The 19582-nt window shown below is 70.8% G+C and carries 22 protein-coding genes and 1 pseudogene; 11 read left to right on the top strand and 12 right to left on the bottom strand.

Annotated features, from left to right (window positions below; translation table 11 throughout):
• Positions 1–444 precede the first annotated feature (444 nt).
• Positions 445–1086, bottom strand: a complete 642-nt coding sequence (locus IFT77_RS06445) for a hypothetical protein (RefSeq protein ID WP_192042607.1) — start codon at positions 1084–1086, stop codon at positions 445–447.
• 152 nt (positions 1087–1238) lie between these two features.
• Here IFT77_RS06445 and IFT77_RS06440 point away from each other — a divergent pair, with 152 nt between their 5' ends.
• Positions 1239–1646: an SRPBCC domain-containing protein gene (locus IFT77_RS06440; RefSeq protein WP_192042608.1), complete on the top strand. Its 408-nt coding sequence runs from the start codon at positions 1239–1241 to the stop codon at positions 1644–1646.
• Between the two features lie 68 nt (positions 1647–1714).
• Here the strand turns inward: IFT77_RS06440 and IFT77_RS06435 are convergent, their stop codons facing one another.
• Positions 1715–2572 (bottom strand): helix-turn-helix transcriptional regulator, encoded by an 858-nt coding sequence (locus IFT77_RS06435; RefSeq protein ID WP_192042609.1) that lies wholly within the window; start codon positions 2570–2572, stop codon positions 1715–1717.
• An 85-nt stretch (positions 2573–2657) separates the two neighbouring features.
• On the opposite strand from IFT77_RS06435, the gene IFT77_RS06430 reads away from it, so the two are divergent.
• Positions 2658–3443 carry an SDR family NAD(P)-dependent oxidoreductase gene (locus IFT77_RS06430; protein WP_192042610.1) on the top strand — a complete coding sequence of 262 codons (786 nt, stop codon included), beginning with the start codon at positions 2658–2660 and terminating at the stop codon, positions 3441–3443.
• An 83-nt stretch (positions 3444–3526) separates the two neighbouring features.
• Here IFT77_RS06430 and IFT77_RS06425 read toward each other — a convergent pair whose 3' ends face one another.
• The gene (locus tag IFT77_RS06425) at positions 3527–4261 is read right to left on the bottom strand and encodes an SDR family NAD(P)-dependent oxidoreductase (protein ID WP_192042611.1); all 735 of its coding nucleotides are present in this window, start codon (positions 4259–4261) and stop codon (positions 3527–3529) included.
• A 59-nt stretch (positions 4262–4320) separates the two neighbouring features.
• Here IFT77_RS06425 and IFT77_RS06420 point away from each other — a divergent pair, with 59 nt between their 5' ends.
• Positions 4321–4767 carry a MarR family winged helix-turn-helix transcriptional regulator gene (locus IFT77_RS06420; protein ID WP_192042612.1) on the top strand — a complete coding sequence of 149 codons (447 nt, stop codon included), beginning with the start codon at positions 4321–4323 and terminating at the stop codon, positions 4765–4767.
• A 90-nt stretch (positions 4768–4857) separates the two neighbouring features.
• Here the strand turns inward: IFT77_RS06420 and IFT77_RS06415 are convergent, their stop codons facing one another.
• Positions 4858–5223 (bottom strand): hypothetical protein, encoded by a 366-nt coding sequence (locus tag IFT77_RS06415; protein ID WP_192042613.1) that lies wholly within the window; start codon positions 5221–5223, stop codon positions 4858–4860.
• 184 nt (positions 5224–5407) lie between these two features.
• Here IFT77_RS06415 and IFT77_RS06410 point away from each other — a divergent pair, with 184 nt between their 5' ends.
• On the top strand, positions 5408–5827 hold the full coding sequence (locus tag IFT77_RS06410; protein ID WP_192042614.1) for an ATP-dependent DNA ligase: 420 nt from the start codon (positions 5408–5410) through the stop codon (positions 5825–5827).
• Between the two features lie 260 nt (positions 5828–6087).
• The gene (locus IFT77_RS06405) at positions 6088–6429 is read left to right on the top strand and encodes an ASCH domain-containing protein (RefSeq protein WP_192169452.1); all 342 of its coding nucleotides are present in this window, start codon (positions 6088–6090) and stop codon (positions 6427–6429) included.
• 57 nt (positions 6430–6486) lie between these two features.
• Here the strand turns inward: IFT77_RS06405 and IFT77_RS06400 are convergent, their stop codons facing one another.
• On the bottom strand, positions 6487–6984 hold the full coding sequence (locus IFT77_RS06400) for a DUF2231 domain-containing protein (RefSeq protein ID WP_192042616.1): 498 nt from the start codon (positions 6982–6984) through the stop codon (positions 6487–6489).
• A 48-nt stretch (positions 6985–7032) separates the two neighbouring features.
• Positions 7033–7830 carry a hypothetical protein gene (locus IFT77_RS06395; RefSeq protein WP_192042617.1) on the bottom strand — a complete coding sequence of 266 codons (798 nt, stop codon included), beginning with the start codon at positions 7828–7830 and terminating at the stop codon, positions 7033–7035.
• Positions 7831–7970: 140 nt separating this feature from the next.
• Between IFT77_RS06395 and IFT77_RS06390 the strand changes: the two genes are divergently transcribed.
• Genes IFT77_RS06390 through IFT77_RS06375 form a run of 4 tightly spaced genes read left to right on the top strand, consistent with a single transcriptional unit; the run spans position 7971 to position 11212 of the window.
• Positions 7971–8771 carry a phosphatase PAP2 family protein gene (locus IFT77_RS06390; RefSeq protein WP_192042618.1) on the top strand — a complete coding sequence of 267 codons (801 nt, stop codon included), beginning with the start codon at positions 7971–7973 and terminating at the stop codon, positions 8769–8771.
• Positions 8768–9427, top strand: coding sequence for a DedA family protein (locus tag IFT77_RS06385; RefSeq protein ID WP_371740958.1), 660 nt, complete (start codon positions 8768–8770; stop codon positions 9425–9427). The genes IFT77_RS06390 and IFT77_RS06385 overlap by 4 nt, the downstream gene beginning before the upstream one ends.
• The gene (locus tag IFT77_RS06380) at positions 9414–10085 is read left to right on the top strand and encodes a response regulator (RefSeq protein WP_192169451.1); all 672 of its coding nucleotides are present in this window, start codon (positions 9414–9416) and stop codon (positions 10083–10085) included. Before IFT77_RS06385 ends, IFT77_RS06380 begins: the two co-directional genes overlap by 14 nt.
• The gene (locus IFT77_RS06375) at positions 10082–11212 is read left to right on the top strand and encodes a HAMP domain-containing sensor histidine kinase (protein WP_192042620.1); all 1131 of its coding nucleotides are present in this window, start codon (positions 10082–10084) and stop codon (positions 11210–11212) included. The genes IFT77_RS06380 and IFT77_RS06375 overlap by 4 nt, the downstream gene beginning before the upstream one ends.
• A gap of 45 nt (positions 11213–11257) precedes the next feature.
• Here IFT77_RS06375 and IFT77_RS06370 read toward each other — a convergent pair whose 3' ends face one another.
• Positions 11258–12115: an NAD(P)H-binding protein gene (locus IFT77_RS06370; protein ID WP_192042621.1), complete on the bottom strand. Its 858-nt coding sequence runs from the start codon at positions 12113–12115 to the stop codon at positions 11258–11260.
• A gap of 102 nt (positions 12116–12217) precedes the next feature.
• Between IFT77_RS06370 and IFT77_RS06365 the strand changes: the two genes are divergently transcribed.
• Complete coding sequence (locus IFT77_RS06365; protein ID WP_192042622.1) at positions 12218–12925, top strand: TetR family transcriptional regulator; 708 nt, start codon at positions 12218–12220, stop codon at positions 12923–12925.
• A gap of 30 nt (positions 12926–12955) precedes the next feature.
• Here the strand turns inward: IFT77_RS06365 and IFT77_RS06360 are convergent, their stop codons facing one another.
• Positions 12956–13837 (bottom strand): SDR family oxidoreductase, encoded by an 882-nt coding sequence (locus IFT77_RS06360; RefSeq protein ID WP_192042623.1) that lies wholly within the window; start codon positions 13835–13837, stop codon positions 12956–12958.
• 97 nt (positions 13838–13934) lie between these two features.
• Here IFT77_RS06360 and IFT77_RS06355 point away from each other — a divergent pair, with 97 nt between their 5' ends.
• Positions 13935–14513 carry a TetR/AcrR family transcriptional regulator gene (locus IFT77_RS06355; RefSeq protein WP_192042624.1) on the top strand — a complete coding sequence of 193 codons (579 nt, stop codon included), beginning with the start codon at positions 13935–13937 and terminating at the stop codon, positions 14511–14513.
• Positions 14514–14543: 30 nt separating this feature from the next.
• Here IFT77_RS06355 and IFT77_RS06350 read toward each other — a convergent pair.
• From IFT77_RS06350 to IFT77_RS06335, 4 genes and pseudogenes are all read right to left on the bottom strand, one after another.
• Positions 14544–14786: pseudogene (locus IFT77_RS06350) on the bottom strand (VOC family protein); the annotation flags it as partial.
• 59 nt (positions 14787–14845) lie between these two features.
• Positions 14846–16573, bottom strand: coding sequence for a CBM35 domain-containing protein (locus tag IFT77_RS06345; RefSeq protein WP_244638394.1), 1728 nt, complete (start codon positions 16571–16573; stop codon positions 14846–14848).
• Between the two features lie 151 nt (positions 16574–16724).
• Positions 16725–18692, bottom strand: a complete 1968-nt coding sequence (locus IFT77_RS06340; RefSeq protein ID WP_192042625.1) for a beta-L-arabinofuranosidase domain-containing protein — start codon at positions 18690–18692, stop codon at positions 16725–16727.
• A 59-nt stretch (positions 18693–18751) separates the two neighbouring features.
• Entirely contained in the window at positions 18752–19513 is a 762-nt protein-coding gene (locus IFT77_RS06335) for a carbohydrate ABC transporter permease (protein WP_192042741.1), read from the bottom strand.
• Positions 19514–19582: the final 69 nt, after the last annotated feature.

Raw genomic sequence — 19582 nt, 5'->3', positions numbered from 1 at the left:
TGGTTCCCGGTGGGGAGTTGACAGGGGTTCGCCACCCTCGCTGGAAGAGTTTGGTGCGTTACCTGAACGAGACATCAGCAGAGCGGAAGAACAGCCTCTTCCCGCCCGCCCTGAGTTCTGCCATCCTCACAGCCAGGAGGAGGCCGCGAACGTGAGTACTTACGAAAGCGCCCCCGACGCAGTGCCGGTCCGGATCGTTCCCTATGCGTCTCGCCGCCCCCTCGCAGAGCCAGCGACAGCAGTGCAGAACTCACCTGACATGCCGGTGTCGTACGAGGACCTCATCAGGAATGCAGCCATCGACGCATCAACAGATGGCGACGTACTCCCCGCCTGACCCTGCACCTCGTCGTTGGTGGGTCATTCCGGGAAAGGCTGCTGATGAATCCCGATAGCCGATCCTTTTTTGCTTTGGCCTCCTGACAGCGGACGGCCTCGAGGTCGTCACCAGGATGCTGGTAGCGGTTTTCCCGGTGCGGGTGGGTGCTGGACGAGGGCGAGTGTGTCGTCGAGGTCGATGTGCCCGGGGAAGTTGTACCTCGCGAATTTGCCGCTGGAGTCGTGGATCGAGGTGGGCATCGTGATGGTGGTGCGTCGGATTGCCTCGGCGAGGACCTGTGTGGATTCGGTGTCCAGGCGTGGGCCTTTGCGGGTGCGGAGGATCATCTCGACGCGCGCGTTCTTGGCCAAGAGCCGGAGCGTGAGGATCTCCGACTGCGTCGCTGGGTCAGACGGGATCAGGGCGCTGTCGATGGTGTTCAGGGCCAGGGTCCGGCGGCCGGCTCGGAGCTCGTCCGTGTCGAGGTTCACCCAGGGTTGCGGGTAGCGGGTGTTCCGGATGAGCGTGGCCGCGACCACGAGAACGCCTGCGGTCAGGGCGCCCAGGAGAAGGCTGCTGGGCCAGGGGGCGACGCCTTCGAAGAATGACCCGAATGTGCCGGCGCCGTAGATGCCGAAGAAGACGAACGTGAGTACTCCGGCGCCGGCCAGGGGCGCCCACCACCTGCGTCGCTCGCCGATCAGTACCCACCCGGAGGGGAAGCTCTCGGGGGCGTCGGCTGATGTCTCCGCGTCAGAGGTGGTCACCTTGTTGACGGTAGATGCAGAGCAGGACATCTTGGTGCTAATTCTGCGCGGAGGGCCTGGTGTGGGCAGATGCACGGCCGACCACCGCCCGGTAGGGGATCGGCGGCCGGCACATCGGCGCCAGTGCTGGGCAGACGCACTAGCGTCTGAGCATGTGCGCTGACTCGCTGTCGATCACCGTCGCATCGGTGTCCTCCACGGAGGGACTGTGGTGCGCGCTTACGGACGAGCGCGACTCCTGGTGGCCTGAGCTGGTGCTGACTCCCGAGGTCGGCTCGGCCGTGCGCTATACCTGGACCGAGGGCGGCCGCGAGCACTTCGCTGACGGTCGCGTGACGGAAGCAGTACCGCCGAGTCGGCTGGCCTTCGTGTGGCAGCAGCCGGAATGGCCGGCGCCGCTCACGGTGCGCTTCGATATCCGTAGTGACGGCGAGCGGAGCACGGTCACGCTGACGGAACGAGGTTTTGGGCAGCTCGCGGATGGCGACGGACTTCGAGCCGCACACGAGGAGGGATGGAACTTCCATCTCGCAAACCTGCTCAGGGCGGCGTCCCGATAGACGATCGGCCACCGAGACTCGGCCGCGCTGTTGGTCGATCTCTCGGAGCCAAAGCTTGGATGGGCCGTTCAGGTGCCCCGCGGTCCGATGAGGGGTTCGGAGCCGATCACTTCCAATAGGGCGAGGTTCTCAGCGTCTCGGGAGCCCGCTGGTGCGGTGTAGAGCACGAGGTGTTGGTCCCGCTCGGTGATGGCTAGGGAGTCGCAGTTGACCGTGATCGGCCCGGCCGCTGTGTGGTGGAAGGTCTTCTGCAGGGGCGGTGGTGTCTGGACGTCGTGCCGCTCCCAGAGCTGTGCGAACACAGCGCTGCCGGAATGGAGGTCGTCGATGAGATCGCGGACGCTCGGGTCAGATGGGTAGACAGCCTGGGCGCTACGGAGTCGGGTCACGACACCTTCCCGGAATGCGGCCTCGTCGGAGATCCCGTAGATCGCCTCCGGCGGCTGCCCACCCTCGAGGAAGGTCTTCCTCGCGAGGTTGCGATCGCGGGGAACGAGCAGGGAGAAGTCCTCCATGAGAGCTGCCGCCAGGTCGTTCCAGGCGAGCACCTCGAACGTGGCCGAGAGGACGATCCCGGCGGTGTGGGGGAGCCGTTCGAGCAGGGTCAGGATGCTCGGCCGTACGTCGCGACTGTGCAGTCCCGTCGGAGTGGGGGCGGTGCCAGCCAGCCGGTGCAGGTGGTCGGACTCTTCGGGGGTGAGACGCAGTGCGCCCGCGATGCCTGCGAGGACGACGGCTGAGGGCCGAGGCGCGCGGCCCTGTTCGAGTCGGGCGTAGTACTCGGTCGAGACGTGAGCGAGGACGGCGACCTCCTCGCGCCGAAGACCTGGAGTCCTTCGCCGAGACCCGGACGAGAGGCCGACGTCTTCGGGGCGGAGACGCTCGCGGCGACTCCGGAGAAAAGCTGCGAGCTCACCCTTGTCCATGTCACGAGTCTCCGCCCTGAGAGGCGGTGGACCCGCGTACCGTTTGTGCCTGGATGCAGATTCCCAGGGCGCAGACGCTCTTTACATGACGAACAACACTGAGTCCACGCCGGTCGGCCTTCTGACCGGGAAGGTCATCTTCATCACCGGAGCCAGCCGCGGCATCGGCGCCGCGGCCAGCCGTCTCTTCGCTCGAGAGGGCGCATCCGTCGTGCTCGCTGCCCGCGGCACGGGGGCGCTCGACGCCCTCGTCGACGAGATCCGCACCCAAGGCGGCACGGCTGACGCCGTCGCGATGGACCTCGCCGACCGGGCCAGCATCCGTGCGGCCGTCGAGCGAGTCGAGGAACGCCACGGGCGCCTCGACGGGGCATTCAACAACGGAGGAATCAACCAGCAAGGAATCGGCCCACTCGACACCACGTCCGATGACGACATCGACGAGCAGTTCGCCGTGAACTTCCGTGCACACTGGGTCGCGATGGTCGCCGAAGCAGCCCTCATGCGGAAGACCGGCGGCGGCGCGATCGTCAACACGTCCAGCATCGGCAGTCGCCGTGGCGTGCCGCCGCTGCCGGCGTACGGGGCCATGAAGAGGGCGTTGAACAGCATCACGGAGACGGCGGCGGTCACCTGGGCTGCCGAGGGCATCCGTGTGAACGGGCTCATGCCCGGCGGAACGGCGACGGAGATGATGGACGAGTGGGAGAAGAAGGCCCCGGGGATCATCGACGCCAACAACGCGGCCAGCCCGATGGGCCGCATGGCGACCGCCCTCGAAGTCGCCGAGGTAGCCGCATTCTTCCTGAGCGATCGTGCATCGGCCGTGACGGGTGCCATCGTGCCCGTCGACGGCGGCGCCGGCGCCTGAGGCCGGGGCCGCTCACGTGTCAGACGCGCCTTCGGTCGTCACCGACAGGAGACACGTCGGCCAGGCGATCGGTCATCGGCCGTTCACCACGCGAGCTGCTGATCGTCCTCGAAGACCGCGCCGGTCGGGCCGGCCGTGGGGAGGGTGGCCAGGCGGATGGCGGCGGCGGCGCCTTCGTCGGGCGTCCGGGTGCCACGGAAGTCGTTGAAGTCGGTGGCGACGTGTCCTGGGGCGGCGCCGTTGATCTTCAACGACGTGTCGGCGAACTGCCGGGCGTAGTGCACCGTCAGGGCGTTGAGGGCTGTCTTCGAACTCGAGTACGCCATCGACGGCTGCCCCGCCCAAGCGCCCTCCTCGCCGATGGACCCGCGCTTGCTCGTGACGTTGACCACCCGCGGTGCGTCCGCCTTCGTGAGGAGCGGCAGGAACGCGGTCATCATCCGGACGACGCCGAACACGTTGACCTCGTACACGTTCCTGATGTCGTCGACCGTCTCCTCGGTCGGCCTGGGCAGGTGGTCCATGGGGTGGAAGGTGAGGGTGCTGACGCCGGCGTTGTTCACCAGCACGTCGAGGTGCCCGAACTCGTCCGAGACATCCGCGGCGAGAGCGTCGACCTGATCCTGCTGGGTGACGTCGAGGACGACGGGGCGAACGTCACCGTCCAGTGATGCCGCTGCTTCCTCGCCGGCGCCGATGCTCCTCGCGCCTAGCAGGACGATGAAGCCTTTCGAGGCGAGGCCCCGCACGATCGCGATGCCGATGCCTCTGTTTCCGCCGGAGACGAGAGCGACCTTCTTCATGCTGTGTGTTGTCATGTCAACAGCATGGACCTACCGCGTTGACGCGTCAACACCACGGCCGGTAGGTTCGACGCATGACCGCACCCCTCACGGAACAGGAACAGGATCTGTGGCATGCGTGGAAGGTCGCCGCCGACATGGTGCGGCAGCGTGTGGCCGAGGACATCAAGGCGGGCTCGGGGTTGTCCGATCAAGACTTCGGCATCCTGACCCGACTGGTCGAGATGGGTGGCGGGGAGCTTCGCCAGAACGATCTCGGCGGTCTGTTGCAGTGGGATCGCAGTCGCCTCTCTCACCAGCTCACGCGCATGGAGAGCCGTGGACTCGTCAGTCGCAGCGCGGTCGACGGTGGCGTTCTCGTCAGAGTCCTGGACGAGGGAGCGAACCTGGTCCGGATCGCGCGACCGATCCACGCCGCCGCGGTCCGAGAACACCTGCTGCAACGCACCGAGGGCCTCGAGCACGCGACGCTGATGCACGCTCTGGAACGACTTTCAGTCGACCGACCATCGTCTCAGTAGGCGGTCTCGCGAGGGCAAGCAGGCAGGGACCGTGGCGCGCTTGCCGTCGATGGACATCGCGGGATGCCCGGAGGACGAACTCGGGCGGCTTCACGCGGACGCGGCATGGGTCACCAGAGCAGCAGAGGCCACGATGAGAGCGCCCAGCGCGAGCAGTGCACCGAAGGCGAGGCCGACGAGGCGGGAGGGGCGGACGCGGTCACGGAGCACCCAGATGCCCACGGCGCAGACCAGGACGATGAGCCCGGCGAGGAACGGGTAGCCCTGCAGGGTCCCGCTGCCGAGGGCATAGTTGCAGCTGCCCGGTCGTGAGCTGCAACCGGCGAACGCCATGGACCCGATCGCCACGACGTACCAGCCGACGAACGCGAGGGGAACGCCGAGGAGGACGACCCCGGTCATGGCCGCGACGACGATGCTCGTGGGCGACCCCTCGTGCACGACTTCGCGTCTCATGATGCGATCGTGTCACGTCACGCTGGCAGGGCTGCGGGGGCAGCCTCTTGTGGCAGGGCCCGCAGCGGATAGAGTCGCGCGTACCGAGCGTTGATCGAATGTTCATGAGGCATCCCCAGGCCCCGGATGCGTCGGGAAACGGTGCACGATCTCATCCACATCGGTGGTCTGGACGGACCACCCCATGGGTTCCATCAGCTACGACGGGCTCGTGGTCGTCGTGGACGACCGCACCCTGACGCACCTCCAGATCGTCATCGTCAACAAGCTCCGCCGCGGCGAGGCGTTCCTCATGTCCTGGAAGGACAGCGTCGAGGCCGGCTCGGGACGGAGCGCGATCTGGATGCACCCGCAGGTGCTCATCTACTTCAAGTTCGACGGCAGCCGTGTCCCGGTCATCAACGAGACGTGGCTGCGCGAACTGGCGGACTCGGCGGAGAGCTCCCGGGGGCTCGTCGTGACCACCGAGGCCGGGGACGTCCCGAGCCTGGCACCGAGGAAGTACTCCCAGCCCCGAGGCACGGTCATCGCTCCGACGGACGGCGGGGGACGTGACCGGACCACCGCCACTCGGGTGCGGGCTTCCGCCGAGCTGTCGTCATGACGTCAGGCAGCGTCGACGTCGAGTTCGCGACCTTCAAGCAGCAGTTCCTGAACCGGACTCAGCGTCGCAGGCTCGGCATCGAGCTCGGACAGGACGACGCCTGGCAGATCTACGGCGACGATGCCGCCCTACGTCGTGAGTTCGACACGTGGCAGACGCGGACGCGCCAGCCTCTGCGTCCCCGTCTCATCCGGATCGGACGAGCGCCACGCGGTCCGTGGCACAGGTGGATGACGGGCCGGAAGGGGCAGGCTGGTCGGATGACCGACGGAGCGCGCCAGATCGTCCACTTCCACCGGCAGCACTACGACGCGATCGTCAGCGGCGAGAAGGTGACGACGGTCCGGTGGGGCGAGTCAGTCCGGGTCGGAGCGTCGACGTTCGTCTTCGACGAGCACCTCACCGCCCCGCCCCTCGCTGGGCACGTCACCGCGGTGCGGCGCCATCGTCTCGACGAGCTCACCGCCGAGCAGGCGCGACAGCCCGCAGGGACGGACATGGCGCTCTTCGCCGAGCAGCTCCGGGAGAACTGGTACCCGGACATGCCCGACGACGCGGTCGTCGAGGTCGCCGAGCTCACCGTGGCGACGCCGACGCGATAGGCGTCCACCGCCGGGGCGTCGTGATCGCGCCACCCGGCGAACATCGGCACAGCCCTGTCAGCTCTGCGAGGAGTCGGACCACACGGCCTTCGCGCCGGAGTCCCCGATCCGGACCGTCGTGACGATCCCCCCGATGCTCGTCCCGACGGCCAGGACCGTCAGCAGGGCGCCGACGATCAGTCGGGCGCTGCCCCGGACTGCCGGACGGGGACGCTGCCTCTCCGGCGTCAGCACCCAGTGCTGCCACGCCCACTGCGCCACGGCCACGACGACCACTGCGATCGCCCAGGGCAGCAGGGTGTCGCCCAGCTGCGTGTGGGTCTCGAGCAGTGCGCTCCCGCCGACCCGCTCCTCCAGCGACTCGCCCGACGACGTCGCGAGGGGCACCGCGATCAACGAGACCAGGGCGATCAGCGGGGTGATGATGCCCAGCCGCCGTCGCAGCGCGGGCCAGAACGCCCCGACCAGGATCAGCAGCGACGCCGTCGGGAACGCGACGGTCACGAGGTGGACGATGAGCGGGTGCAGGGGGAGGCCGTTGAGCTGCCAGTCCATGGGGTCTTCTTTCTCGAGTGGGTGGTGAGGGAGGAGGGGCGGGGGCGGCTAGACGCGCAGGGCCGGGCGCGCCGGTCGCCGCACCGTGAGGACGACGACGAGGGCCGCGATCGCCGCGAGGAACACCACGCTCGTGACGGTCGACCCGAGGCCGAGCCCGCCGTCCGCGACCGGCTGCGACAGGAAGTCCCCGACGGAGGCGCCGAGCGGCCGGGTGAGGACGTACGCCGCCCAGAAGGCGAGCACCGACCCGGCGCCGGCGAACCGGTGGGCCAGGGCGACGACCCCGATGGCTGCGGCGAACAGCAGCGCCGACGGCAGGTAGCCGAGCGCGAGCTGCTCGCCGAGCAGGTCGCCGACGGCCGTGCCGAGCGCGAAGGTCATCAGGACGGCGGCCCAGTAGAAGGACTCGCGGCGCGGGGTCGTGACCTCGTGGATCGACAGGGTGCCCTCGACGCGGTGCCAGACGACGAACACGGCGGCCAGCGCCACCGCGAAGACGGCCGTCGACAGCCACAGGCTGACCCCGAGCGAGTCGGTCAGCGTGTCGGTGAGGAGGGTGCCGACGACGCTGATCAGCACGACCGCGAGCCAGTAGACGACGGGCACGTAGGCCCGCGTCCGGAACTGCACGACGAGGGCCACGACGAGCAGGGCCGCCATCACGATGCTCGTCACGGTCAGTCCGAGTCCGAGGCCGTCGGCGAGGAAGTCGGCGAAGGTCTCGCCGACGGTGGTGCACAGCACCTTGATCACCCAGAACGCGAGGGTGATCTCGGGGACCTTGCTCAGCAGGGCCCGGCGGTCGAGGGTCGGGGCCCCGGTCGGAACAGCGCGTGTCGTCATGCGACGACGGTCGGGGGTCGCCTCCCAGAAAGCCCCCAGAGGCCGAGACGAGGAGGCGCACCGCCCGAGACGAGGAGGCGCGGGTCGGCCCGCCAGGGCGTCTGAGCGGTTTCTGGGACGGCCGGGCGGAGCCTGCGTGCATGACCGTCCTGCACCGTCCGCCCTCGCCGGCGCTCCCTCGCGGCCGCACCGCGCCTCCTCTGTTCCCGGCTGTCCGCTCCGTCGTCCACGACCGGGCGTGGGCGGCCTGGGGCGCGACCGGCGTCGCCGGCGTCGTCGTCGCGGGGCTGCTGATCACCTCGGGCGCAGGCAGCGTGGGCGAGGTCGACCTCGACCTCGTCCAGCACGCGAGCCGCGCGCACGTCCCCGTGCTCGACGGGGCCGCACTGCTCGTCGACCGACTGCTCGGGCCGCAGCTGGGCGCGGCCCTCGTGCTGCTGCTGGTCGTCGCGGTGTGGGTCGTGAGCCGCCGAGCGGCCGCCGCCCTCACTGCCCTCGGCGTCGCGACCGGGCCGTGGGCCGCCGCCGAGCTGGTCAAGCTCGTCGTCCAGCGTGACCGGCCCGACCCGGGGCTGCTCGTCGACCCGCTGATCGTCGAGCCGCACTCGTTCTCGTTCCCCAGCGGGCACACGGCCCTCGCGACCGGGCTCGCGCTCGCCCTGGTCCTGCTCGCCTGGGGGAGGCGCGGCGCACCGGTCGTGATCGGGACGGCGGCGCTCGCCGTGGCCGGCGTCGGGCTGTCGCGCGTCTGGGTGGGCGTGCACTACCCGAGCGACACGCTCGCCTCGGTCGTGCTCGGCTGCTCGGTGGTGGCGCTGGCCCTGCCGCCGTGGCTGCACCTCCTCGACCGGATCGAGCAGCGCTCGGTGTCGGCCCACCCCGTCCAGCCGTCGGCGCCGAACCCCTCCCCGACCACCGACCCAGGACGGACCCGCTCGTGAGCATCCTCGACCCCCAGACCCTCCTCGCCGGCATGGGCCCGTGGGCCCTCGGCGGCCTGTCGCTCATGATCTTCGTCGAGTCGGGCCTGCTGTTCCCGTTCCTGCCCGGCGACTCGCTGCTGGTCACCGCCGGCCTGCTGCACCAGAGCCTCGGGCTCAGCGTCGCGGTGATCGCGCTCTGCGCGTTCCTCGCGGCGGCGGCCGGCGACCAGGTCGGGTTCTTCCTCGGCCATCGGTTCGGTCGCCGCTGGTTCCGTCCCGACGCCCGCGTGCTGAAGACGGCGCACCTCGAGCAGGCCGAGGCGTTCTTCGAGCGGCACGGCGGCAAGGCGCTCGTCCTCGGCCGGTTCGTGCCCGTCGTCCGCACCTTCGTTCCCCTGGCCGCCGGCACGAGCGGCTACCCGTACCGCAGGTTCGTCGTCTGGAACCTCACCGGCGCTCTCCTCTGGGCCGTCGGCATGACCGTGCTCGGATCGCTGCTCGGTGGCCTACCGTTCGTGGCAGACCACATCGACCTGCTCGCCGTCGGGCTCGTCGTCGTGTCGGTGCTACCGATCGTGGTCACGGCCCTGCGGCGCTCGCGCGCCGCTCGGGCCGGGAGGACGGCCGCAGCGACGACGACGAGGGACGAGGAGGCGGTGGGTGACCGGTCCTGACGCGCGCCCGCGCCTCCTGCTGGTCGAGGACGACCCCGGGCTCGGGCCCATCGTGGCCGACGTGCTCGGCGAGGCCTGGCAGGTCGACCTCGAGACCGACGGCCGACGCGGGCTCGACGCCGCCCGGGCAGGAGGCCACGCGGTGCTCGTCGTCGACCGCCGCCTCCCGGGGCTCGAGGGCACCGAGCTCGTCGCGACCCTCCGTCGCGAGCACGTGACGACCCCCGTGCTGATGCTGACCGCGCTCGGCACGACCGCCGACCTGGTCGCGGGGCTCGACGGCGGGGCGGACGACTACCTCGTCAAGCCGTTCGAGTTCGACGAGCTCTTCGCCCGGCTGCGCGCCCTGACGCGGTCGTTCGCCGCCCAGGAGCGCTGGCTCGACGTGGGGGAGGCCCGCCTGTATCCCGAGAGCCGCATCGTCGTCACGCCGTGGTCGAGCCGCGTCGTGCTGAGCGAGCGAGAGAGCGCCCTCCTCGCCGAGCTCGCCCGACGCCCCGACCACACCTTCGACAGGGCCGACCTGCTCGCCCGGGTGTTCCCGCACGGCGAGCAGCTCGGCACCGTCGACACCTACGTCAGCTACCTGCGCCGCAAGATCGACCGCGACGTCGTGCTGACCGTCCGAGGGCGCGGGTACCGGGTGGGTGCCCTGTGAGCTGGTGGCGCGGGCGCGGGCGCGGGCACGGTGGTGCCGGTGCCGGTGCCGGTGCCCAGGCAACGCCCGCTGCCGATCCCGAGGCCGCGGCCCTGCAGGCCGCCGCCCGGTCGATCGGCCGACAGATCGTGCTCGTCTCGGGACTCGTCGTGGTCGGCGCCCTCGCGCTGACCATCGCGTGGGTGCTGCACCAGACCGTCCCGCAGGAGCGCCTCGAGCAGGTCGCCGCCGCGGGCCAGGGCGAGGTCTTCGTCTCGGCCACGGACGTCGTGGCCGGCCTCGTCGTCCTCGGCGTCGCCGGCGTCGTCTTCGCCGGCGTCGTGACGGTGGTCATCGCCCGACGCGCCGTCCGGCCGCTCGGTGAGGCCCTGCGCTTGCAGCGCCAGTTCGTCGCCGACGCGAGTCACGAGCTGCGCACGCCCCTGGCCGTGCTCGACGCCCGTCTCCAGGCGCTGCAGCGCCGGATCGCAGGAGGCGCGGCGACCGCCGACGACAACGTCACCGCCGACCTGGCGAGGCTCCGCGACGACTCGCGGGCCCTGATCGACATCGTCGGCGACCTGCTCGAGGCGGCCGGCGGCGACCCTGCCGAGGGAGCGACGTCGGCGGGGTCAGCCGTGCTCGACGACGTGGTCGCCGAGGTCCTGCGGTCGATGTCGGTGCTGGCCGAGGAGCGTGCGGTGGCGCTCGACCAGCAGGGCGACGGGTCGGTCCGCGTCGCCGTGCCGCCCGCGAGCCTCCGACGGGCCGTCTTGGCCCTTGTCGACAACGCCCTCGGCCACGCGCCGGGCGGGTCCACGATCACCGTGTCGACCCAGGTCAGGGGAGGCTCGGTCGTGCTGGCCGTCACCGACCGTGGGCCCGGCATCATCGGGATCGACCCGACGCGCGTCTTCGACCGGTTCGCCCGGTCGGAGTCGCCCGCGGTGAGCTCGGTGGCCCCGGCGCCGGCGCCGGCTCCGGCTCCGACGAGCGGAGGGCAGGGCACTCGCCCGAGCTTCGGCATCGGCCTCGCGCTCCTCCGCGAGGTCGCCCTGCGTCACGGGGGCAGCGTCCGCGTGGCCTCGACCTCGGCCGCCGGGACGACGATCGAGCTCACCCTTCCCCTCGCCGACCTCGCGAACTGACGGGCTCGGCGGCCACGTCTCGTGACTGGTGACCAGCTGTGCTGGTCAGCCGCGGTGCTCCGCCACGAGCAGGTCGCGGACCGTCCGGGGCTCGCGTCCGAGCTGCTCGCCGAGCCGGGGATCGGTGCCCGCGAAGAACCCGCGGGCCGCGGCCTGGTACATGCCGAGCATGAAGCGGGCCACGAACTCCGGCTGGCCGGACGTCACCTGCCGGTCGATCCACGCGTCCTCGCCGACGACCTCGGTCCTGACCGGTCGTCCTGAGACCTCGGTCGCGATCGAGGCGATCTCGGTGAAGGTGGGCGCGGCGGCCGCGGTGAGGGTCGTCGGGCCGTCGAAGGCCTGCTCGGCCAGCAGGATGCGCGCAGCCGCCTCGGCGGCGTCCTCCCGAGCCGTCCACGACATCGGCCCGTCGACCGGCACGGTGATGACGCCCGTCTCGCGCCAATCTCCGAGCGACCACGTCAGGCTGTGGGCGTAGAACCCGTTGCGCAGCGAGGTCCAGGCGAGGCCCGAGTCGGCCAGCAGGGCCTCCGTCGCCGCGTGGTCGCGACCCGGCCCGAACGGCGTCTCGAGCGACGCGCCCTGATGGCTCGTGTACAGGACCCGACCGACGCCTGCGTCGACGGCGGCCTCGACGGCGTTCCGGTGCAGGGCGACGGCATCGGCCCGCTGGTCGTTGGACGAGACGAGGAGGAGCTGGTCGGCTCCTGCGAAGGCGGCGGGGAGGGACGTGGGGTCGGCGTAGTCGCCCGTCCGCACCTCGACTCCTCGATCGGCGAAGCGGGCCGCCTTCGCGGCGTCGCGCACGACGACGACGACGTCGGACGCCGGCACCGTCTCGAGGAGGTGGTCGACGGTGGCTCCGTTGAGAGAGCCCGTGGCGCCGGTGACGATGATCATGAGGTGAGCCTCTCGGTGGTCCTCGGATGCGGTATCCGTGGTACGGCATTGATGCTAACGCTGGAATCTCAACGATAGCAAGGAGCCGCTATCGTTGATCACGTGATCGACGCCACGACTCTTCCCGACACCCGCACCCGCATCGTCGAGGTCGCCGCCCGGCTCCTGCGGGACGAGGGTCCCGGCGCTGTCACGACGAGGGGCGTCGCGCAGGCGGCCGGCGTCCAGGCGCCAGCGATCTACCGGCTCTTCGGCGACAAGGACGGCCTGCTCGAGGCCGTGGCCGAGAGCGTGATGTCGTCGTTCGTGGCGGCCAAGGCGTCGGTCGTCGAGGCGGCGGCCGAGGCGGACGTCGACCCGGTCGACGACCTCCGCGACGGATGGCGCAGCCAGGTCGCGTTCGGCCTCGCGAACCCGGCTCTCTTCGCGCTGCTCAGCGACCCCGGTCGAGTGGCGGGCTCACCTGCCGCCCGCCGAGGCAAGGAGGTGCTCGAGGCGCGGATCCACCGGGTCGCGGTCGCGGGGCGGCTGCGGCTCTCCGAGGTCCGGGCCGTGGGGCTGGTCCAGTCCTCCGGGGTGGGCGTCATCACCACGCTGCTCGCGACGCCGGTCGACGAGCGCGACCCGGGGCTCTCCGAGGCCGTGCTGGCGGGCCTGCTCGCGCAGATCCTGACCGAGGCGCCCGCCTCCGAAGGACCGGGCGACCTGTCGACGACCGTCGCGTTCCGCGCGCTCGCCCCCCAGCTCGAGCAGCTCAGCAGCTCCGAGCGCCGCTTGCTCCTGGAGTGGCTCGACCGGGTCATCTCCTGACGGACGCGGACAGGGTGGTGCGCACCGCTCCTAGGGCTGCAGGTTCTCCAAGTCCGAGAGCAGGCTCGCGTGCGTGGGCTCCCACCCCAGCGCCTCCCTCGTGACGGTGCTCGACGACGGCTGGTCCATGGCGAAGATCGGTCCGAACGGACCGAACACCTCGTCGGCGACCGGAGCCGTGGGGATCCCGAGGCGACGTCCGACGACCGCGGCGATGTCCACGACCCTGTCGCCCTCGTCCGCGACCGCGTGCCACGCGGTCCCGGCGGGAGCCTTCTCGAGTGCCAGCCGGAACAGCACGGCGGCGTCGCGTGCATGGACGGCGGGCCAGCGCTGGGTGCCGTCGCCCGGGTAGCCAGCGACTCCTGCGGAGCGGGCCGCCTCCGTCAGGAGGCCGGCGAACCCGCCCTCGCCGTTCTCGTGGACGGTGCGGGGCATCCGCACGGCCGACGCGCGGACACCTCGGGCGGACAGTGCCAGCGCAGCCTCGACCGAGACCGCTCGGCCGGCCACGGGGCCCTCCTTCGGCAACGGGTCGGACTCGGTCGACGGTCGTCCGGGGGTCCACGGCGTGCCCGAGACGACGACGAACGGCTTCTCCGTCCCGACGAGGGCCTCCCCGAGAGTGCGCATGGCCGCGCCCTCGTCGTCGATGCTGGTCGCGAGCGCCTCGGCCGAGCCGTAGTCGCTGCCGAACGCCAGGCTGATCACTCCGTCGGCCTGCCGGGCGCCCTCGCGCAGCACGCCGAGGTCGGCGAGACCACCTCGGATGGTGTCCGCGCCCGCGTCGCGCAGGGCGGCCTCCGAGCTGGCCGAGCGGGCCAAGCCCAGGACGGTGTGGCCGTGAGCCAGGAGCTCTGCGACGACGGGCGAGCCGATGGTGCCGGTGCCTCCGGTGACGAAGACGTGCATGGGTGCTCCTCAGCCAGGACGGCCCCCTGATGGGACCGTTGTCCCGTCACCGTAGCACTGCGATGGGACAATTGTCCCATCCAGTTACCATTGCTCCATGGCCAGATGGGAACCGGGAGCACGCGAGCGTCTCGTCATCGCTGCCGTCGACCTCTTCGTCGACCAGGGCTACGACGACACCACCGTCACCCAGATCAGCGAGCGGGCCGGCGTCACCAAGAGCACCTTCTTCCGGCACTTCCCCGACAAGCGCGAGCTCCTCGTCGCGGGGCAGGAGACCCTCAGCGCGCTCCTGGCCGAGGGGATCGCCTCTGCCCCGGCCGGGTCGTCGCCCCTCGAGGCGGTCGCGGCAGGGCTCGAGCGCGCCTCGTCCGAGATGGGTCCGCGCAACCGTGACCTCGGACCTCGCATCCGGGCGGCGATCAGCGCCAGCAACGAGCTCCAGGAGCGCGACGCCCTGAAGAGCGTCGGGATGGCGGCGGCGATGACGTCCGCCCTCCAGTCGCGCGGAGTCCCGGAGATGACCGCCCAGCTGGCCAGCGAGATGGGCGTGCTCGCCTTCAAGCAGGGCTACGCGAGCTGGTCCGACGGGGACAGGTCGGACGAGGCCGGTCTCGCTCCCCACTCGCTCGCCGCGCTGCACGCACTGCGTCTCGCAGCGACGTCGCTCGGCTGACGTGCCGCCGAGGCCGCGGGGTCACCGGCGTCACTTCGTGAGGTCCTGGGCGAGCATCACGAGGATCCCGCTCGGGCCGCGCAGGTAGGTGAGCGCGTAGGCGTCCTCGTAGGTCGCGACGCCCCGGAGCGGGTGGCAGCCGTGGCGCGCGGCGGTCTCGAGCGCCTCCTCGATGTCGTCCACGGAGAACGCGACACGGTGCGTGCCGATCTCGTGAGGGAGCGTCGGCTTCGTCTCGATCGCCTCCGGGTGGAGGTACTCGAAGAGCTCGAGGTGCCGCGCCCGCGACTGACGGGCCGGGCCCCGTCAGGAGCCCGGCCGCGTCCCGCCGCCTATCGGGGCGTCACCGTGATCGAGTCGAGCTCGGCGAAGCCGGTGCCCCCTGCGAAGTTCGGGGATCCCTTCGCGAGTCGGATCACGTTGAAGCCTGCCTTCAGCGTGATCGGCGTGGCCGCTGACGTCGCGAACTGGCCCCAGCCCCCGGTCGGGGCGTACGACACGGTCGAGAAGCCGCTCCCGTTGTAGGCGAGGCCCTGGGTCGACGTCGTCGTGCCGCCGTTCGCGTAGCGGGTCGTCAGTGAGTAGCTGCCGGCCGTCGGGACCTCGACCACGAAGTCGACGAACGAGTTCGACCGACCGTCTCCGAGGCCGTCGACGCGTCCGACGTAGCTGCCGTTCGACGCCGATGCCGACGGCAGGATCGACGCGTTGACGACGGTGGCGTTCTCGGCCTCGTACGTCTGCTGGTAGCTCGTGACCGGGCCCGAGGCGGGAGTGACGACGACCTGGTAGGCGCCGAGGTGGTCCTGGTTCGTGATCGGCACGGTGACGGCCCCGTTCACGACCGTCGCGGTCGTGCTGGACACCTGCGTCGGAGCCGCCACGTTCGTCATGCGTCCCGAGCGCGGCGTGTAGTTCACCGTCACCCTGACCTGGGAGCCGAAGCTCGCCAGGCCCTTGACCTGGACGGCGTTGTCGCCGAAAGTCCCGCCGAGGGCGACGTTCACGATCTTCCGGGTCGAGTCGTACGACGCGAAGCCGTCGAGGTCGCCCGAGGGCGTGACGCCGACCATGTTCCCGGCCATCTCGCCGTACCACTTGTACAGCCAGTACGACCCGGTCGGGCGGTCGTTCCAGACGAGCCCGCCGACGGTGCCGGACTCGTACCAGTAGGCGCGCTCGGCGTCCTTGATGCCGGTGCGCTCGAACTGGGCGATGAAGTGGGCGGAGACGCTGGGCGTGTCGACCTGATTCGGGGAGCCGTACTCGTTGATCGAGATAGGTCTCGGGCTGATGCCGAGGCTGCGCTCGATCGAGCGGTAGTCGGCGACGTGCTCGTCGACGTCGTTCCAGCCACCGTCGTCGAGCTCGTGCCAGACGACGACGTCGGGGAGGGTGCCGTCGGCCTTGGCCCTTGCCATGAAGTCGCGCATCAGGTCGGGGTAGTAGCGGCTGTAGCTCGGGCCGACGATCGGGGTGGTCGTGTCCTGCGACTTCACTTGACGGTAGGTGCGGGTCCAGCCGTCGAGGAACGGGCCGGCCTTGGCGGTGTCCCAGGTGCCGTCGGGTTCGTTCCACAGCTCCCAGCCGTTGATGTTCGTGGTCGACCGGGCGTCGACGCGAGCCTTCACCATCGTGTCGATCTTCTGGGTCCAGTCGGCCCAGCTGATCCAGCGGTAGGGGAAGTTCGGGTACACGTCGGGCATCCGCGCGTAGGCCTGGGCACCGTCGCGGGTGAACGCCGGAGCCGTCTTGAGGATGTCGCCCGAGGGCACCGTCGCGCCGTTGCCCAGCTGCTGGACTCCGGGTGCGGGCTGGGTGTGCTGCTTCAGCCTGAGCGGCGTCAGGAGGCCCGGGGCAGGGTCGGTGTCGCTCGCGACGGCGTACAGGCCGCCCGCCCCGACGTGGGTGACGGGCCGGATGCTGTTCGCCGCGTCGACGACGAGGGTGTTCCCGGCGGCGTTCGCCGCGGCCCCCGGGGTGAGGAGCGCGGCGACGACCGCCGCGCTCAGGCCGAGGCCGAGGACGGCCCCCGTCGACTTCTTCATCGTTCTTCTCATCCTGTGCTCCTTTGCGTGGACGAGCGGCGCCGTGGGGGACGGCAGTATCCGAAACCGCTTTCAGCAACCCTGACACTCAGCTGCATTTTAAGCAAGTACCCGGCCTGAAGAGGTTTCGGTAGGGTAGCCCCGACCGATACGCGTGAGGTCGTCATGCCTCGAGGTCGTCCGTGGGGAGCCACACGCGCATCGTCGACGGGCCGCGGTTGCCCCACGAGGCGTACGGCACGAGCGGGACGCTGCCGAGGCACAGGGCGGTGGCCTCGACACGGCCGTAGGGCCAGCCGCTGTCGGGCGTCTGGCTGCGGGACAGCTCGACCCGTGCGCCGGTCGACGTCGTGACCGGGTCGACGGAGGTGTCCACGAGCACGTCGTTGACGCTGCCGGAGGGCAGGTCGACCGACTCGAGCGCCAGCACGAGCGGTCCGCGCTGGACGGCGACCTGACCACGGACGGCGTCGATGCGCGGGTCCGGGGCGACCCACTCGGCCGTGGTGGGCAGCTCGAGCACGACGACGTCGCCCGCCGAGAAGGGGCGGCGGACGACGACCGTCGAGCCCTGCGCCTGCCGGACCTCCCCGTCCGGCAGGGCCACCGTGACCGGCGAGCCGTCGGCCCACGAGGGGACACGGAGCGTGAGCTCCACCTCGCGGTCGACGTCGCCGCGCCACGTCACCTCGACGCGCCCGTCGAGGGGGTATCCGCTCGCGACCGACAGCGCCAGCGGCGTGCCGTCGTCGAGCACGGTGTCGACGTCGTAGCTGCCGTACTGGTGCAGCTGCACCCCGTCGGAGGTGCGGGTCGCGAAGTACTGCTCGACGCTGGCCAGGGTGCGGGCCACGTTCGTGGGGCAGCACGACACCTCGAACCACGGCGCGCGCAGGCTGGACAGGGCGCGGGCGTTCAGCTCGTCCTCGTCGGGCTCGGTGCCGAGCGTCCTCTGGTGGAGCGTGTTCGTGTAGAAGAACGCGCGACCGTCCTCGCGAGGCGAGGCGAGCACGACGTTGAGCAGGGTGCGCTCGATCAGGTCGGCGTACCGGGGATCGCCCTCCACGAGCAGCAGCCGCCACGAGAGCATCGTCGAGGCGATGCCCGCGCAGGTCTCGGAGTACGCGCGGTCCGGCGGCAGCTCGTCGTCGGCGCCGAAGGCCTCGTCCTGGTGGTGGGAGCCCATGCCGCCCGTGACGTACGTGCGATGGGCGACCGTCGCCTCCCACTGTCGTCGGACGGCAGCGGCGAGCTCGTCGTCGCGCGTCTCGACGGCGACGTCGAGGGCTCCCGCAGCGAGGTAGAGGGCACGGACGGCGTGTCCGCGCAGCACGTCGGCGTCGCGCACCGGCAGGTCGTCCTGGAAGTACTCGGAGCCGTACTCGATCTGGCCGAGCAGCCCGTGCCCTCGCCGGTCGACGAAGAGGCGGGCGAGCTCGATCCAACGGGGCTCGTCCACGGCGCGGCCGAGCTCGGCGAGCGCGACCTCGATCTCGGGGTGCCCGCAGATCGCGACGCGCCCCCCGGGGCCGAAGACCGTCCAGAGGTGCTCGGCGAGACGGCGACCGACCTCGACCAGACGGGGCGAGGAGGCGGTGCGCTCGGCAGCGACGACGGCCTGCAGCAGGTGGCCCATCGAGTACAGCTCGTGGCCCCACTCGAGGTCGCTCCACCTCGGTCGCTGCCAGGCACGGCCGAAGCTCGTGTGCAGGTAGCCGTCGGCCTCCTGGGCCGCGGCGACGCGGTCGACGAGGGAGTCGTAGCGGGCCTGCAGGGCGGGGTCGTGCTCGCGGCCGAGCTCCCAGGCCATGCCCTCGAGGAGCTTGTAGACCTCGGAGTCGACGAACTCGATGCCGGAGTGCTCCCAGGGGGTGCCCGGGTCGTCGAGGCCGGCGGCAGCGCGGTCGAAGTTGGCCGTCCAGCCGATGCGCTCCATCCAGTCCTCGCAGTGCCTCAGCACGACGTCGGCGTTCAGGGCCTGCTTCTCGGCCCAGAAGCCGTCGGTGAACCGGATCTCGGTCGCGTCGAGCGGCGTGAGGACGGAACGGGACGGATCGACCGGGCCGGAGAAGGGGCGGCTGTCGCCGAGGTCGGTGCGGGAGGCGCTGGTGCGCGGAGAGGTGGTGGTCACGATGTGCTCCAAGAAGAGAGGGGAAGCAGGAGGAGGTGGTGCCGAGGTCGACGCGCGGGTCAGTCCTTGACGGCGCCGGCCGTGACGCCGGCGGCGACGTAGCGCTGGGCGACGACGAGCAGCACCGTGGCGGGGATCGACGCGACGACGGCGGTCGCCATGATCGAGTTCCACTCCTGGTTGTTGTTGCCGATGTACCGGTAGATGCCGAGGGTGATGGTCTGGGCGTCGCCGCCGCTGTTGAGGGTCGACGAGAACACGAAGTCGGACCACGCCCAGAGGAACGCGAACAGCCCTACGGTCACGGCGGAGTTGCGGCTCACCGGCAGCACCACCGACCGGAAGGTGCGCCAGGCGCCGGCACCGTCGAGCTTCGCGGCGCTCATCAGCTCGTCGGGGATGCCCCGCATGAACGCGGTGAAGATCAGCACGCCGAAGGGCACAGCCAGGGTCGAGTCGGCGATGACGAGGCCCCACCAGTGGTTCAGGATGCCGAGGTTGAGGTAGATCGCGTAGAAGCCCATGGCCATGATCACCTGGGGGATCATCTGCGCGACGATCATCACGAAGCTCAGCGCGCCTCCTCCGACGGGTCGCAGCTTGGCCAGCGAGTACGCGGCCGGCGCGGCCAGGGCGATAGTGACGACGACCGTGCCGAGGCCGACCAGCAGGCTCGTGCCGAGGAAGGGCAGCTGCTCGCTCACGACGGCCCGGTAGCCGTCGAGCGTGGGTGACGAGGGGAACCACGACGGCGGGCTCTGCCGCATCTGGGCGGTCGGGGTCAGGGAGACGTTGATCATCCAGTAGATCGGGAACAGCATGATCGCGGTGAGCGCGACCCCGAACACCGTGGTGGCGAGGCTGCGGCGGCCGGCACGACTCGAGGAGGC

Origin of the sequence: Frigoribacterium sp. CFBP 13729 (assembly GCF_014841875.1) — a bacterium.
Classification (GTDB): Bacteria; Actinomycetota; Actinomycetes; order Actinomycetales; family Microbacteriaceae; genus Frigoribacterium.
The sequence above is the reverse complement of the archived record's forward strand: the minus strand, read 5'-3'. Positions and strand labels throughout refer to the sequence as shown.